Source organism: Spirosoma horti (assembly GCF_054776595.1).
On the sequence record NZ_BAAHBQ010000003.1, the window covers coordinates 242,449 to 257,979 of the forward strand.

The following is a 15,531-nucleotide window of genomic DNA, read 5'->3' on the forward strand; positions in this document are numbered from 1 at the left end:
AGACCTGACTTTTTTACGAGCAAATGAAGACCAACAAACTTCCTTCGGGTTTCAGGTATTTATTCACCAGGAAGGAGATAAAGGAGTTAGAAAAGGACATGGATCTATCCTTTTTTGACATTGGTTTCGGTCATGTTACAAATACGCAAAAGCTCGGTGACGGACTCGTTCAACGAACAGTACATCCGGTTAGCTTATGGGGTAAAAAGGGGCCTACAGGTTGGCTGTTCCAGATTTACCAAAGCGGTTTTAGAGAAGAGTTATTACCGTCTTCATCAGAGTTAGCTATAAAAAATAATGTAGCCACCGAAATCAGACAGTATATGGATAAAGCGACTCAGTTTACGGAAACAGACTTTATCCAGCGCCCTCAATTATGGGTTTACTATTCGATTGGTGATGATGTTATAACCGTTACAAGCAAAGAACTAAAATAATCCCGCATGCCCACCTCCCGACGCCAGTTTCTGACCGCTGCAACGGCCCTCGCCGGAGCCTCGTTCCTGCCAGAAAGCCCGTCAGCACAGGCGCCATCAGTCGCCAAATCGTTTCCCGTTGCCTGCAACTCCTACGCATGGCTCACGTTCTACCAGCGGCAGGGAAAAACCTGGATGGCCGATCCCGATGCGTCACTGACCGAACTGGTCCAATCGGGCATAACGGCCTATGAACCGGGAGTGAATTCGGCAGAAGAAGTAACGAAACTCGTGCCCCTGCTGAGTAAACACAAGCTGGTCATGCACTCGCTCTATGTAAACAGCACCTTGCACAAGGCCGATGAAGCACAGAAATCCATCGATTCCGTGCTGGCCATTGCAGAGGCCGCCAAACCCGCCGGAACGTCCATTTTTGTTACGAACCCAAGCCCAATCAAGTGGGGAACCAACGACGATAAATCAGACACCGAACTTGCCGAGCAGGCTCGTAATCTGGACCGGCTCGGGGCCGAACTGCGCAAACGCGGCATTACGCTGGCCTACCACACCCACGCCCCCGAACACCGGCAGGCCGCCCGCGAATTTCATCACATGCTGCTGGCTACCGACCCAAAACACGTATCGCTTTGCCTGGATGCACACTGGGTCTATCGCGGGTCCGGAAATTCGCAGATAGCCCTGTTCGATGTCGTTAAGTTATACGGCAACCGAATTACGGAAGTGCACATCCGGCAATCGAAAAACGGCATCTGGCAGGAGACATTCGGCAATGGCGATATTGATTATGAGCGTCTTGCCAGTAGTTTAAAATCACTGAACCTCAAGCCGAATCTGGTACTGGAACAATGCCTCGAAAAAGACTCGCCCAATACAATGGGACCGGTTGACGCCCATAAGCAAGATTTGACGGCGGTGAAGCGTGTCTTTGTCGGGTTGATCGGCTAGCGAAACAAACAGCCTGTTTGTGGGTTAATCTTTGTGAAGGTCACAGTGACGTTCACAACCTCATAAACTCACGTTAGTATCATGCAACCCAATATTGGCCTCGAAAAAGACGTCCTCAAACAGGACAATGTACTCTTAAATGATTTCCTGTCCGACCTGCACGTCTTGTACATCAAGACCCGAAAATACCACTGGAATGTTGCCGGGCCGAACTTTATGGAATACCATAAATTCTTCGAGTCTCAGTACAAAGCCATTGAAGCCGAAATTGATGAAGTAGCTGAACGTATTCGGCAGTTAGGCGGTACGCCCTTGGCAACGATGGCCGAATTTATTCATAACACAAGTCTCAAAGAGGATTCTGGCAAGCCAAAAGACACGGCGGATATGTTCAGAAACCTTCTCTCCGACCATGAGCAAATCGTTCGTGAACTGCGTGAAGACGTAGAAAAGTGCGATGAAGAACTGAAAGATGCGGGTACTGCCGACTTCCTGACTGGCCTTATGGAAGCCCATGAAGCCATGGCCTGGATGCTGCGGAAATACCTCTCCTAGTTCTATTGAATGACGAATAATAAATGAGGAATGATGAATTGTAAGGAGTTTTCTTTACATTCATCATTCCTCATTTATCATTCCTTACGTGCCTAAAGTACTTTCTCTCCGCTCGGGTCTCGGTAGTGTCTTATTCTGGTCGGTTATTTCGGCCGCATTCATTGGGCCGGGTTCGGTTACGGCCTGCGCCATCGCTGGCTCAACCTATGGACTTCAACTCCTGTGGGTTCTCACCTTCGCTACCCTGGGCACGGTCTGGTTGCAGGAGGCCGCTGCCCGGATCACCATCGCTACCGGCAATGATTTAGGGCAGGTTATTGTCCAGACCTATGCCGGTCCTCGCGGACGGCGAATTGCCTGGGCGTTGTTTCTGGCTATTTTTCTGGGTTGTGCCGCCTATCAGGCCGGCAATATTTTGGGGGCTGTCTCTGGCCTGGCGCTCTTAACAGGCTTCCCCGTTCCGCTCTTGACTATCGCTGTCGGGTTGGTTTGTATCGTGCTCCTATGGGTTGGTTCTACGCAGGGATTAGCGAACATGCTTGGCCTGGTCGTTTTTGCTATGGGCGGAGCTTTTCTGTATGTTGCCTTTGGGACACCCGTTACACCCACGAGTCTGGCTGCTGCCCTGGTTACGCCCGCCGTCCCTTCGGGCTCTCTGCTGCTGATCAACGGCCTCATTGGGACCACAATCGTACCTTATAATCTTTTCTTCGGCTCAAGCATCGTTCCAACCGGCGGCCCGGCAACCGGCGATTCAGCAACCGGAGAGTCCGGCGGACAATCGTTGGGCGAAATGAAGTTAGGCATTTGGGTAGCCGTTATTCTGGGTGGCATCATTTCGGTCGTGCTCCTCCTGGCCGGTCTGCTTATTCCCAATGACTTTTCGTACGCACACATGGCGCAGGTTATGACCAACCGAGTTGGTCCCTGGGCCGGGTCGTTGTTTGCCTTTGGCCTCTTTGCTGCTGGCTTTGCGTCTTCACTCACCGCGCCACTGGCCGCATCCGTAACCGCCCATAGTTTACTCGGAGTCCCCAAGAACTCACCAACCTACCGGGCTATCTGGCTGGTTGTGCTAACTACAGGTCTGGTGTTCGGGTTATTGAACGTAACGCCGATTCCGGTCATCGTTGCCGTACAGGCGATCAATGGTATACTTCTCCCGTTCGTGACGGTATTTTTATTCCTGGCCGTTAACAACCGTACTTTGCTCGGCGACAAATACTGCAATACCATTTGGCAAAACATAGCCATGGGCACCATTGTGCTTGTTACGGCCGCGTTTGGCCTCTGGAACGTCTGGCTGGCCATTCAGGCAAGCTAGCTGGCTGGTTTATGATTGGTTAAGCCCGTGTCCTTCCACCTGGTTTCAGTTGTGATTTCTACTGGCGATGGCTAAATAATAATCCATATCGGGCGTTGACAGACCCGGAATTTTAGCCTGTTCATCCCAGGTACGCATTTGCAGAATACCCTTGAAATATGGATTGGCCTCGAAGTCAGCGGCTTCTTCGGGTGTCATGGGACCGCCCTGGAATTCCAGCGTTTTTAAACTTGCTTCCGACAACCGGGCAAAGTATTTGGGGTTTTTAAATACCAGATAACGTTTGGCATTCACGTGGTGCTCGATCAACTGGGCTACTTTCTCCGAAAAACCGAGGTTACGAAGGTAATCGGCCCCCAGCCGTTCGTGGTCAACCGTGCCGTAGCCATCCATATACCCATCGGCCATCGCCGGAGGCAGCAAATGCCCAATGTCGTGCAGAAAGGCAGCTATGACCGTTTCTTCATCCGCATCGGCTTCTTCGGCCAGCAAGGCACATTGCAGGGCATGTTCAAGCTGGGTCACGGGTTCGCCAAAATAAGCGTCATGGCCACCCTGGGCAAAGAGATTAGCAAGTGTTTCCATAGGAAAAGGAATACCGGACCATTCATCCGGCGGGTTAGTTGACAGAAAAAAAGATTCGTATCGAGGCCAATGCCCGTATATCAGGCGTGAATATAGGGATAACCATCGAAGGAAAAAGACCGATCAGGTTTTGGAAAACCCGATCGGTCTACGTTAAGGTAACTGGTGGGATTGACGATTAGTCAGCGAAGCGGAACCTATTTCAAGATCCACATGGCCGCGTTAATGTCATCTGTACCCGCATACTGGCTGGTTACGGCTGCGGCATTGTTGGTCGTATTATATGAACGCTCGGTTGATGGATACTGCCATCGTACCGGAATCCGCTGGCTATTGCCCGTTCCGGGGCCTACCAAAAATGTGGGTACGCCCGTCCGACGCTGGTTATAAAACGCTTCCATGCCCGACTGCTGGAAAAACGCAAGGTACTTTTGCGTTAGAATCTGATTCAGTCCAGCCGTTGTATTGCCGGCATAGTTTACGGCAGCCTGAGCGTAATAGTCAGCAAAACTGACATTCACGGTATAAGAATTAAACACTTTATACCCTCCATCGGCCGAGAAATAGACGGTGTTGGCGCCATCTGTAAGCCCATAAAAAGCCCACGATGCCTGAATGCCTTTCTTGTAATAATTGTCAGCCGTACCGCTGGCCCATCCCCGGTTGATCCCTTCGGCAATGGTAAACTGTAACTCCGGATAACCGATAATGATATACGGCTCGGCAGTATACGTGCTGTAGTAGCGCTTCCGGTTCTGGAACGAATACAACCCCTGATTGGCGTTCGAGGACATAATGGCCAGATCTTCGCCAGACGACGCCCCGACAAAAGCAGCAAAATCCGTTGGTTTGGCCCCAGCAGCCACTTTTGCCGTAGCAGGTTCGGCCACCACAAATGTCCGGGGATCTTTCAGCGTTGTCAGAGTGCCCAGGTACGTAGCCGACATGTTTTCACGCGTGGCGTTCTGCCCGAAATTATCCGGATTGCGGTTATACTTGTTAAATGAGGTATTATAAACGTATTGCAGGTTATCGTCCATCGACGCCATTACCGGAAACTTGGTCGGGTTGGCCAACACTTCGGCGAATCGGGTTTTTACGTTCAAATCCGTGTCGGCCTCTTTCTTGCTCAAACTCACCAGCACACGTAATTTGAACGTATTCACCACCTTCTGCCACTTCGCCAGGTTATTACCGAGGTAGATATCACCGGTCAGGTTGTTATCGCTTTTGGCAATCAGGGCGGTCAAGTCGGCATTGGCATCGTCGAGCCATTTCAGAATCTGTACATACACTTCCTTCTGCGTATTGTATTTTGGCGTCGGATTATCCAGCCCCTGCAACGCATCGGTTAGCGGGATATCGCCCACGCGCTTGGTCATGTTCTCGAAGTAGTATGCCCGGAAAAATTTCCCCAGCGCCGAATAAGCGTTCACGTCGGGCAAACCTGCTTTTTTAGCCTCCTGTTCCATCTTCACAACATTTTTCAAGGTTGTGTAATAAAGACCGGTTGCCGTCCAGGCGTAATCGTTGGTTGCGTAGTAGTTATAGTTACTGGCGTAAAATTGGTTGTAGCGTTGAGATGAATTCCACGCCCCTGCATTACCACCATCATTACTACTACCACCTGAACCAATGAAGTACAGATCATTCAATACCCCATTAAATACCAGCGAAGCCGGAGCGCTCGTCGGCCGGTTCGGGTCTTGCTCAAGTTCATCAAATGGCTTTTCGCAGCCTGAGAGTGCCAGACCAAGAGCCGTTAGCGAGACTATAAAGAGTTTATTGAGTTTCATAAAGAACTTATTGTTTGGGCGTCGATGGCGCGGGCGTCTCGCTCGTGTCGTTTATCTGATGGCCTCTGGCCAGTTTAATTCAGAATAAAACGGCCGGAGGCCGATTAATAAAAGGCACGAGCGAGACGCTCGCGCCATCGAGCTTAATTAAAATGTCAGATTTAAATTGATACCGTACCGACGGGTAGTCGGGGTTTGCAGCGATGAAGCACCACCCGTTACGAACTGGTCGAGATCGATGTCTTTGCGTTCGGCAAAATAGAGCAGATTACGACCCACGATGGATACGCTGGCCTGTTTTACACCTAAACGGCTTAACATAGTTGACGGCAGTGTGTAGCCGATGATCACTTCGCGCAGTTTGGCAAAACTCCGGCTGATGAGCGACGCTTCGGCCTGTCCGTACACCCGACCGATGTAATCCTGCTCATAGGTCTTTGTCGTGTTAGGCGTGTATTTCAGTTCACCATAGTTAGTTACGTTACCGTTGACATCGTAGTTGATCGTCCCGCTGGAAATGGCAACCCCTTCACCGACGTACGACTTGATACCCAGTACATCGTTCGGACGAGCTGCGCCCAGAGCACCCTGAACGGTTTCGATATTACGACCGCCCTGATACGTCTTCTGTTTGATGTAGTCCATAATGACACCCCCTACCCGACCGTCGAACTGGAAGCTGAAGTTGATATTTTTATAGCTGAACCGGTTGTTGATGCCCCAGACGAACTTAGGGTTTACATAGCCCAGAAACTGAGCTACCGGATTCACGATTGGACGTCCACCTGCATCATTGATTAACTGACCATCAGTCGTACGAACGAAAGCACCGGCATAATAAGCGTCTGTCCGGTCGCCAATGTTGAGGTAGCGGGAACCGCTGCTGCCACCTACGAAATAGTTCGAGGCCAGGGTATTGATGCCCCCATCCGGATACACTTCTTTCAGCCGTTCGGTATAGGTCGAATAGTTGGCGACAACGTCCCAGTTAAAGCCTTTTGCGGAACGAATGGCCTTACCCGTCACCGAAATTTCGCCCCCTTTTTTCTGCGTTTGAATGCCGTTGACCAGGCGGCCCGTATAACCCGTCGATTCCGATGAGGGCAGGGTGAAGATACGCGGACCGTCATTGCTCACATAATAAGCCGCATCCACCGCGATTCGGTTATCGAAGAAGCGAACGTCCAGGCCAATCTCACTTTGTGAGGTCGAGTTTGGCTTCAGATTCGGGTTGTTGAGTGTATTAGCGTAATACGCGGCTGGCTTATTGCCATAAGCTAACGGTAATGTATAAACGGCTGAGTTCTGGTAGTTTGGTCCGCCGTATGAGGATGCGTAGTTATCGCCATAGCCAATTGGGTTTGACCCATAATTGGAAAATGGGTTAAACGCACTCTGAATCGTTGACTGTGTCAGCCCATCCTTTACGTTGGCGTAAGAAGCCCGTAATTTCAGGAATGAAATACCCAGATTCGAGGGCAGTTTGACGTAATCTGAAATAACCGTACTCAGCGCCACCGATGGATAGAAGTAGGAATTGTTTCCTTTCGGCAAGGTCGAGAGTTTGTCCACGCGACCCGTTGTGGTCAGGGTAGCGTAATCGCGGAAGGTAAAATCAGCCGAGTAATACGCTGATAAAACGCGCATATCGGACTGGAAATTCGAGGCCAGCACCGGATTCGATGAGTTGGCGAAATTATAGACACCCGGCACGTTCAGGTAGTTGGTGCTGGCAAAGTCGGAGTTGTAATTGAATATCCGGGCTTCGCCACCGGCCAGTGCATTGATGTTCAAATCGCGGCCTACTTTCCGGTTATACTGAAGCAGCACCTGGTTAATGTTGTCGAACAGATTCCGACGGTCTTCGCGGTAATCGCCACGGGCTTCTTCCCGGCCATAAGTCGTTGCTGAGTATGGCAATTTCTCCGTACGAAGCAGGTTATAGGTCGTCAACTGAGTTTTCGCCGTCAGTTGCAGGCCATCGGCAATCTGGTAGCGTAAAGAAGTGTAGCCATAAACGTTGCTGTTGTAGTGGCCCCGCAACCAGTATTTTGCCAGGAACCAGGGGTTATTGTAGCGCTGGTATTCGGCGTAGATCTGCTGCGTACCTTCTTTGCCGGGTTGCCAAATCTGCTTCATATCGTCGATATTCCAGTCGGCACCGCCCCAGGCGATAATATTATAAATGAGCGAGTTAGGCCCGTAATTCACGTCCGGAAAGTTCGGTGTGTACTGCCGGTTATAGTTCAGGCTGGCTTCGAAACGAAGTTTGGGCGAGAAGTTGTACCCACCCGTCATGTTGAAGTTCGTTACGTTCAGTTTCGTGTTCGGCACCAGCCCCCGCTGGAAGTTGTGAGACAGCGAAAAACGCATATCGTATTTCTCCCCCGATGCCGCAACGGCAATGTTGTTGTTCGAGAGGATGCCCGTTTGAATAAACCGGCTCAGGTTGTTTTGACCACGCGGAATAAACGGCGTCGGCTGGCGGTTGCTGGTGAACACCACGTTATTACCGTCGGCTTTATTGAAGGTAGTAGTAAAGCTCTGTCCCGGCACGACCGGACTGTCATACTGTGGAATGAGCTGGCCGTTGAGCGCGGGTCCCCAGATGTCATAATCGCCATCGTTCAGGCCATTGCCTTTGCCATCACCAAACGCGTATACGCCGTGATCGCCCGGGCCGTACTGATCCTGTACTTTAGGAATGGCGATAAAACCCTGATCAGCCATCTGGCTCGTGTTCACCTCAACAGAGAACCCGCGTTTGTCTTTCGTTCCGCGTTTGGTCGTGATCAGGATAGCGCCATTTTTACCCCGGAAACCATACAAGGCGGAAGCCGAAGCGCCTTTCAGCACGGTGTACGTATCGATATCATCCGCACTGATATTCCAGGTGTCCGATGTAATGGGAATACCATCGACAACGAACAGTACATCCTGATTACCCCGTAGCGTTACCGACGGACGACCCAGCAATTCAGCCGACGCCCCAATGGTCAAACCGGCTACTTTACCCGTCAGGGAGTTGATCGGGTTGGGTTCACGCGCTTTAAGCAGTTGCGACCCATCGACGGTCTGGATGGCAACACCCGTTTGCCGAACGTCTTTTTTGATACCAAGCGCCGTTACCACCACTTCATTGAGCGCTTTTTCGCTTCCCGTCATAGACACATCGATCGTGCTGCGGTTTCCGACGTTGACTTCCTGTGTTTCGTAGCCAATGAATGAGAATGTTAGGGTGCTGGCAGACTGCGCGTTGATCGAGTAAGTCCCATCAGCGCGGCTGGTTGTACCTGTGTTGGTGCCTTTCACGATGATCGACACACCAGGCAGGGGCTGATTATCATCACTGGAAAGTACCCGACCCGTAATGGCCTGGGCAAAGGCCGACAGACCGGACAGCAGACAAACTAAAAACGTCATGGATAGTCGGCCTAAATCGCGGGTAGCGTTCGGCCGATGCCATGACGTTGAAGAGGGTATACAAAGCTTCATATGTTTGCGGATTAGTGTTGCTTAAGTAATTTCCCGCAAAAGTATGATTGTGCTATTGGCTTAATATTAAGTGTACATTACCTGTTTATAAACAAAAGATCAAACTATTTATTTTGCCTTAACACCAAAATGCCAAATAAATATAACAATAAGACTTGTTTTTTATTATACCAACAAGTACCGTTTGACTAAGGATACGGTAGTGAAATGATGGTATGCTGATGGTGCGAACGTCTACGTTCGTACCTACTATTACCCGGCCTCCGGCCGGAATCACAAATAGCCATTTATTTGATTTATGTTTCCGGCCAGAGGCCGGATAATAGTAGGTACGAACGTAGACGTTCGCACCATCAGCCCATCGTCTCTTAATGAAGCCATTGCCGGATGCTTTCTTCGGCATAGCCCGCGCCAGAACTCATGCCTTTCCCGCCAATACCCGTCACGATGCGTATGCTGTCGGTTATATTGTGCTCGAAGATCTCGGCCTTCGTCTGGCTGTAAAAACCAGCCCAGGTTTTCCGGATGGTTAACGGGAAAGTAACAATGCGCCGTGCTTCCTGGAGCATTAGCTCATTGATATAATCCTGGGTATGGTAACCAAGGTCTTCCGCCTGGGTAGCCTCCGCATATTCGTGCGAATCGCCAACGATAATGGACCCATCGATCGCCTGTTTGAACAGAATATGGATCCCCCACTTTTTGAGTTCAGCAAGGTGCTCGGGCGTGTTTGCGGTGAGGCTGGCGTAGGAGGGGCACTCCTGAAACGCTTCGTAACGTCGTATCGTCAGCCCCGTCAGAATATTGCCGGGCAATTGGAGACCCGCTACGGGTTCGGCCAGTAGCATCTGGAGTTTACTGACCACTAAACCAGCCTGAGCCAGCACATCAGGAAATAAGAGCCGGACTTCATGCCCTCCGCAAACAAGCACCCGTTCGGCCTGAAACTGTTGCCGATTGCTCAGCGTTACCGTCGCTCCGCTAGCGTTCGGCTGGGCGTCGATCACGACTGAACCGGGCCGGTAATCGACGCTGTATTTCTGCTGAATGAACGCAAGCAGCCGATGAATCATCTGCTCCGGCTCCACGCTCATTTCCTGCGGAAAGAAAATACCACCGACGACATACTCAGGTTTCAGCGTTGGATAGCTTGCCAGACACTGTGCCTTCGTGAGTAACTCACTCGTGTAGCCAAGGTGCTGATAGCGCTCATGAAGTTCGTTAGCCAGTGTCCACTCGTCCGGATCGGATGCGATATAAATGGTCCCGTTAGGCCGAACTGTCAGATCGGTCTCCTGTTGTATCTCCCGGTAAATTTCCATGCTCCGCCGACCATATTCAAACCATCGCCCGGCCAGACCAGAAGGCACCACCTGACCGAAGTTTCGGACGGTAGCCCCGATCGGGTAGCTATCTTTTTCGAGCAAGAGAACCCGTTTTCCTAATTTGGCGGCATGAAACGCATGAAATGTACCGAGTGCACCGGCACCAATAATAATCAGATCGTACGATGATGTCATTTTTGAAAAGGTAAGGCTGTGAGGACACAGCCCTTGGAGGACAACTTAATCACTCAGTATAGCTAATTATTAGGTCAGCGACAGTTCATGTTTTTCCAGCAGCGCGGGTAATTCCCGAAGCGAACCCAACAGTAAATCATGTGGTTGATCCTCCAGTTGCTCGCGTGAGTGTGTGCCGTTGGTCAGGCCCAGGTTAAGTGCCACGCCCGCAGCACGACCCGACAGCAGATCGGAAGGGGTATCGCCGATGTTGACCACAGCTTTAGGGTTTGTTACGCCAACCAATTGCATGGCCCGCTCGATCATTTGCGGGTAAGGCCGACCGCGCTGAACTTCATCACTGGCAATTGACGCCTGCAACAGACTGGTGGCGGTTCCTACCCGTTGTGCATCGAGCCCATCGAGCCAGCCAAGTTTCTGCAGAATGATGTCAGTGACAACGCGATAGAAACCGGTTGTGAGGGCAATAGAAATGCCCCGCTCGTGCAGATAGGCAAAGGTTTCCAGGCAACCTTCGGTGGGTGTCGCCCCCTGCGTCAGATAGTGCTCTTCCAGAATGCGTCGGAATGCATCGTAGGAACTATCAACGTTCGACTGTACATCGGGGCTCTCTTCTCCAAGTTGCTCCTTCCAGAGCGTTTCAAATACATACCGTTTGGAAAGACCCTGCATAGCCAGAATCCGCTCATCGGTAACTGACAAACCCGTTTCCACGGCAGCCTCGGCAAAACACCGCTCTACTTCGTGGTGATCGGTGACGGTAGTCCCCGCCATATCGAAAACAACTAACTCAATTGGCTGCATAATTCAGTGAATCAAAAGGAAATGTAAACAAATCAACAGAATCTTTTGATAGAACTAACTTCTTTGGCATTAAGAAAAGATGAAATTAATGTAAATAAATCGTCTCTTGTATCCGCTACTGTTAACTTACGCTAAAGACGGAATCAAATATAATTTTTAAAAGACGACTCGTTAAACGTTCGTCAGTTGCCCGGATCAGTGGTATTAACCTGACTCTATCTGGCCGGCAATAAATTAAACGTTTTTAAGAGCAAGTTTTTTCCTGCAAACGCTACCGCAAACGTTTGCAGGAAAAAATAACCGCTATAGGTCGTGAAAACGAGTATTTTATTGGACTAGACTTCTATTTTAGTGTAAAATAGCCAGTAAACGATACAATTACAGCTTGTTACAACGAACTTGTTTCTTCTCAACGCTACCTAACCGAATTGTACTTTATATAGTTACGGCTTAAACAATAAATACAATCAATCGCTAATACCCCTGTTGCCAGCAGGCAATTCTTATGCAAGCACAATCGAGCACCCAGGCAGACAGCCAGATCGAACAGAAAACAGTCTTCGAAAGCCGATATGCCTCCTCACCAGGGGAAGTAAAAGGCATGGATACGGCCCAACTACGGCAGAATTTTCTCATTGATACCTTATTCGTTCCCAATCAGTTTCGATGGGTACTTTCGTTCTTTGACCGCTACCTGACGGGAGGCATTATGCCGACCGATGGGCCGCTTACCCTCGACACGCCCGATCAACTCAAAGCCAGTTATTTTCTGGAACGGCGCGAACTGGGTATCATTAATGTTGGCGGGGCCGGACGGGTTGTCGCCGATGGCGTCCCGTATGATCTGGCTTATAAAGAAGCCCTGTACATTGGTCAGGGGACGCAGGATATCCAGTTCATTTCTTATGATGCTGACACACCCGCTAAGTTTTACTTAAACTCTACCCCGGCCCACCGGAATTATCCGACTCGCAAAATAGCGCGGACCGATGCCGAGGTCGTGGAATTGGGCAGCATGGAAACCGCCAACCACCGGGTGATCAACAAACTTCTGGTCAACAGCGTGCTCCCAACCTGCCAGCTGCAAATGGGTATGACGGAGTTAAAAGCGGGTAGCGTCTGGAATACCATGCCCGCCCATACGCACGACCGCCGTATGGAAGTTTACTTCTATTTCGAAGTTCCGGAGGGCCAAAGCGTTTGCCATTTTATGGGACAACCGCAGGAAACCCGCCATATTTTTATGCAGAACGAACAGGCGGTTATTTCACCCAACTGGTCGATTCATGCCGGGGCGGGCACCTCAAATTACACCTTCATCTGGGGTATGGCCGGTGAGAACCTCGACTACGGCGACATGGATTTCTGCGCCATAACTGATCTGAAATAGCGTTACCAAACAGCTTCTGGTTGCTTGAGACGAAGTCTGCTTGGCCAATAGTCTGCTAGCCGTTTCGCGACTCAAACAACCAGAGGCTGTTCAGTACATAATTTACCGACCAAGTAATTTCCCATTTAGCTCACGAATTACTTCTCGCGTTTCGTCGATGCGGGTTTTGAGTCCTTTCTTGTAATACCAGGCCCGAAATTCGGGGTTATCGTGGTGCGTTCCGAGTTCCTGCTCCAATTCATGAAGGTATTTTTCACTTAGTATCAGATAGCTTTCAACCGTTTCAGGATTGTGAAATCCGCTCTCATCAACGCTCACATACACAGGCGTTGTATGGGCCGCCTGCCGGGACTTGCCATAGCACCGGGCCGCAATCCACAAACCATGTCCTATGGATGGGAGCTCGATAGTCAGGGTTAGCCGTCCCACCGATTGCCCTGAATCCTGTGGCGTGACACGGCCCAGTACCCGACCGTGGGCAATAATTTCGAGCGTGTCGAGCGGAGTCTGACCGGGATGGCCCAGCGCTTCGGCCCGGATGTGTAAGTTATCTCCTTTCCTGAGCGCAATCCGGTCGCCGGGCAAAGCATCGTTGACATTAAACGTAAGGATGGGTCCGCTGGTCACGAACGTATGCCCGGCGGCAACGGCTTCTTTCCAGGCGACATAGCTAAACGGCGTTCTAAGGTAGGTGTAGAAACGGGCGTTCCCAATCCGGGCCGATTGCTCGGGTGGGCCGTGGTCGTGATCATGGCCACACCAGGGGAAATCTGATCCGGCGGTAGCCGTCAACGGAAATCCCAGATCCAGCATATGGTAATAATGGTCCGTACGCAGAGGTTGATCCGACACACAATATTGCAGCAGTTCCAGCATATCGACTTTACGTCGCAAGCCATCGAGCATAAGTCCCCGGTAGCCATGGAACGATTCGGCCTGGTGTGCATAGCCAGCCAGTCCACCCCGTTTGTGCAGTTCATCGAACACCTTATCGTAATAGTAATACTCCTGCTTGTAGCGCACCGGACCCGATGCCCCGAACCCCAGCGCATGACCAACTTCGGGCGTTCGGGGGTCCTCCTGACCAGCCGTTAGCAGGTAATTGCCCTGCTGATAATTTCCTTTCTCGCCGAAAGCATATTGCGGGTAATAGGTTTCCCAGAAATCACCCATTTTCAACAAAACACCCACATTCAGATCTTCGGCCTGAAGCCAATTCATCAAGGGCTGGTTTTCGCCTGGCGACCGGCGGATATGGATGTGATCATCAGCGGAATACCAGCCCCGTGCCGCCATGTTTACCCAGCGCGTTAGAGTATATGTTTTTCGAATCGTCTGATTGGGCTTAACAACCAGCGTATGGTTTTGATTGATGTATTCATTGCCTTTCATCAGCGTTAACTGATAAGTTCCTGGCCGTAACCGAAGGGTAAATTTCCCCGGTACATAAAACGAGCTGTCGGGCTGGTAGGCATATCCATCGGCATGATCCCATAGACCGTAAGAAACGGCTGAGGCTTCTTTGGGTAAGGTTTTTACGGGTCTCCCATCCTGCGTTAACCGTGCCCGAAGGGGTGTTTGTTTACCCGTTTGGGCATCACGCACACTGATTTGAAGCGAGCCGAGCGGTTGCCCATAAGCAACGGTTTCATTCAGCAGAAACAGGAAAATCCATAAGCAGCAAAAGCCATGAGATAAACGTACATAGCGAGAAGGCTCCGCGTTGTACGCTGGCGTGGTACAGTAACGTAGATATGACATCCTTATATGGAGGATATAGAGTTTTTTGTGCTATTTGCGGGCAATGAATCCCGTTATAAATACAACTCAACCCCTCTCTATACTGTATCAGGATACAGATTTAGTAGCGATCAACAAGCCGCATGGCTTGCTGGTTCACCGGTCTATGATTGCCAGCGACGCCAGCGAATTTGCCGTTCAGCTTCTCCGCGACCAGTTGGGGCAGCGGGTCTACCCCGTTCACCGACTCGACCGCAAAACGGGTGGCGTACTCCTCTTCGCCCTCTCCGAATCCATGAATGCTATCATGCAGCAGCAGTTCATGGACGGAGCCGTCCACAAAACCTATCTGGCTATTGTTCGGGGCTACACCCCGGATGAGCTGACGATTGATTACCCTCTCCGCAAAGACGATGGTAGTGGAGAGTTAGGCGTACTTCAGGAGGCTGTTACCCACCTGAAAACTCTCCAGCGAACGGAGGTTCCACTGTCCTTTGGCAAGCACGCCACGTCGCGCTATTCATTGGTGGAGCTAACGCCCACGACCGGCCGGATGCACCAGCTACGCAGGCACATGGCCCATATTCTCCACCCCATAATCGGCGACCGGCCGCACGGCTGCAACAAGCAGAACAAGTTATTTAAAGAGCAGTTCGAGATGAACACTATGCTGCTCCACGCGCAGCAGATTAAGTTTACGCATCCTGTCTCGGAAGAAGCCCTAACGATTACGGCCCCGTTCCAAGCGGAGTTTGTGCGGATGCTGGAGGTTTTGTTTGGAAAAATTATAGTTCCTGATGACTCCTGGCTGGATAAGTCTCCTCTTATCACATAAACAATACTAGTCTACCGAGCGCGCCAATACCATGTGTCCTTAGTTGATTTTAACAATCGTATCTCAATACGGGTAAAAAAAGGGCAGGCCCTGCTTTTCCTCATT

General features: G+C 50.7%; 12 protein-coding genes. 6 read left to right on the forward strand and 6 right to left on the reverse strand.

What is annotated here, in order from left to right:
* The first annotated feature begins 23 nt into the window (after window positions 1-23).
* The 4 genes from ACYVAM_RS08925 to ACYVAM_RS08940 all read left to right on the forward strand — a co-directional run bounded on the left by ACYVAM_RS08925 (window position 24) and on the right by ACYVAM_RS08940 (window position 3,261).
* Window positions 24-437, forward strand: coding sequence for a hypothetical protein (locus ACYVAM_RS08925; RefSeq protein WP_461066043.1), 414 nt, complete (start codon window positions 24-26; stop codon window positions 435-437).
* Between the two features lie 6 nt (window positions 438-443).
* Window positions 444-1,382 carry a sugar phosphate isomerase/epimerase family protein gene (locus tag ACYVAM_RS08930; protein ID WP_461066045.1) on the forward strand — a complete coding sequence of 313 codons (939 nt, stop codon included), beginning with the start codon at window positions 444-446 and terminating at the stop codon, window positions 1,380-1,382.
* Between the two features lie 81 nt (window positions 1,383-1,463).
* Window positions 1,464-1,937, forward strand: a complete 474-nt coding sequence (locus tag ACYVAM_RS08935; protein ID WP_461066047.1) for a Dps family protein — start codon at window positions 1,464-1,466, stop codon at window positions 1,935-1,937.
* A gap of 88 nt (window positions 1,938-2,025) precedes the next feature.
* Window positions 2,026-3,261 carry an Nramp family divalent metal transporter gene (locus ACYVAM_RS08940; protein WP_461066049.1) on the forward strand — a complete coding sequence of 412 codons (1,236 nt, stop codon included), beginning with the start codon at window positions 2,026-2,028 and terminating at the stop codon, window positions 3,259-3,261.
* Window positions 3,262-3,306: 45 nt separating this feature from the next.
* On the opposite strand, the gene ACYVAM_RS08945 is transcribed toward ACYVAM_RS08940, so the two are convergent.
* From ACYVAM_RS08945 to ACYVAM_RS08965, 5 genes are all read right to left on the reverse strand, one after another.
* Window positions 3,307-3,846: a phosphonate degradation HD-domain oxygenase gene (locus ACYVAM_RS08945; RefSeq protein WP_461066051.1), complete on the reverse strand. Its 540-nt coding sequence runs from the start codon at window positions 3,844-3,846 to the stop codon at window positions 3,307-3,309.
* Window positions 3,847-4,043: 197 nt separating this feature from the next.
* On the reverse strand, window positions 4,044-5,642 hold the full coding sequence (locus ACYVAM_RS08950) for a SusD/RagB family nutrient-binding outer membrane lipoprotein (protein WP_461066053.1): 1,599 nt from the start codon (window positions 5,640-5,642) through the stop codon (window positions 4,044-4,046).
* A 147-nt stretch (window positions 5,643-5,789) separates the two neighbouring features.
* Entirely contained in the window at window positions 5,790-9,065 is a 3,276-nt protein-coding gene (locus ACYVAM_RS08955; RefSeq protein WP_461066055.1) for a SusC/RagA family TonB-linked outer membrane protein, read from the reverse strand.
* A gap of 440 nt (window positions 9,066-9,505) precedes the next feature.
* Entirely contained in the window at window positions 9,506-10,657 is a 1,152-nt protein-coding gene (locus ACYVAM_RS08960) for a TIGR03364 family FAD-dependent oxidoreductase (protein ID WP_461066057.1), read from the reverse strand.
* 69 nt (window positions 10,658-10,726) lie between these two features.
* Complete coding sequence (locus ACYVAM_RS08965) at window positions 10,727-11,461, reverse strand: HAD family hydrolase (protein WP_461066059.1); 735 nt, start codon at window positions 11,459-11,461, stop codon at window positions 10,727-10,729.
* Between the two features lie 505 nt (window positions 11,462-11,966).
* Between ACYVAM_RS08965 and kduI the strand changes: the two genes are divergently transcribed.
* Window positions 11,967-12,851, forward strand: coding sequence for a 5-dehydro-4-deoxy-D-glucuronate isomerase (kduI, locus tag ACYVAM_RS08970; protein WP_461066061.1), 885 nt, complete (start codon window positions 11,967-11,969; stop codon window positions 12,849-12,851).
* 102 nt (window positions 12,852-12,953) lie between these two features.
* On the opposite strand, the gene ACYVAM_RS08975 is transcribed toward kduI, so the two are convergent.
* Window positions 12,954-14,612: a CehA/McbA family metallohydrolase gene (locus ACYVAM_RS08975; RefSeq protein ID WP_461066063.1), complete on the reverse strand. Its 1,659-nt coding sequence runs from the start codon at window positions 14,610-14,612 to the stop codon at window positions 12,954-12,956.
* Window positions 14,613-14,655: 43 nt separating this feature from the next.
* On the opposite strand from ACYVAM_RS08975, the gene ACYVAM_RS08980 reads away from it, so the two are divergent.
* Window positions 14,656-15,426 (forward strand): pseudouridine synthase, encoded by a 771-nt coding sequence (locus ACYVAM_RS08980; RefSeq protein ID WP_461066065.1) that lies wholly within the window; start codon window positions 14,656-14,658, stop codon window positions 15,424-15,426.
* Window positions 15,427-15,531: the final 105 nt, after the last annotated feature.

What these genes read in the sequence shown, in the direction of transcription:
- ACYVAM_RS08925 (WP_461066043.1), top strand. Translation starts at nt 24, where the DNA reads ATGAAGACCAACAAACTTCCTTCGGGTTTCAGGTATTTATTCACCAGG.
- ACYVAM_RS08930 (WP_461066045.1), top strand. Translation starts at nt 444, where the DNA reads ATGCCCACCTCCCGACGCCAGTTTCTGACCGCTGCAACGGCCCTCGCC.
- ACYVAM_RS08935 (WP_461066047.1), top strand. Translation starts at nt 1,464, where the DNA reads ATGCAACCCAATATTGGCCTCGAAAAAGACGTCCTCAAACAGGACAAT.
- ACYVAM_RS08945 (WP_461066051.1), bottom strand. Translation starts at nt 3,846, where the DNA reads ATGGAAACACTTGCTAATCTCTTTGCCCAGGGTGGCCATGACGCTTAT.
- ACYVAM_RS08950 (WP_461066053.1), bottom strand. Translation starts at nt 5,642, where the DNA reads ATGAAACTCAATAAACTCTTTATAGTCTCGCTAACGGCTCTTGGTCTG.
- ACYVAM_RS08955 (WP_461066055.1), bottom strand. Translation starts at nt 9,065, where the DNA reads ATGACGTTTTTAGTTTGTCTGCTGTCCGGTCTGTCGGCCTTTGCCCAG.
- ACYVAM_RS08960 (WP_461066057.1), bottom strand. Translation starts at nt 10,657, where the DNA reads ATGACATCATCGTACGATCTGATTATTATTGGTGCCGGTGCACTCGGT.
- ACYVAM_RS08965 (WP_461066059.1), bottom strand. Translation starts at nt 11,461, where the DNA reads ATGCAGCCAATTGAGTTAGTTGTTTTCGATATGGCGGGGACTACCGTC.
- kduI (WP_461066061.1), top strand. Translation starts at nt 11,967, where the DNA reads ATGCAAGCACAATCGAGCACCCAGGCAGACAGCCAGATCGAACAGAAA.
- ACYVAM_RS08975 (WP_461066063.1), bottom strand. Translation starts at nt 14,612, where the DNA reads ATGTCATATCTACGTTACTGTACCACGCCAGCGTACAACGCGGAGCCT.
- ACYVAM_RS08980 (WP_461066065.1), top strand. Translation starts at nt 14,656, where the DNA reads ATGAATCCCGTTATAAATACAACTCAACCCCTCTCTATACTGTATCAG.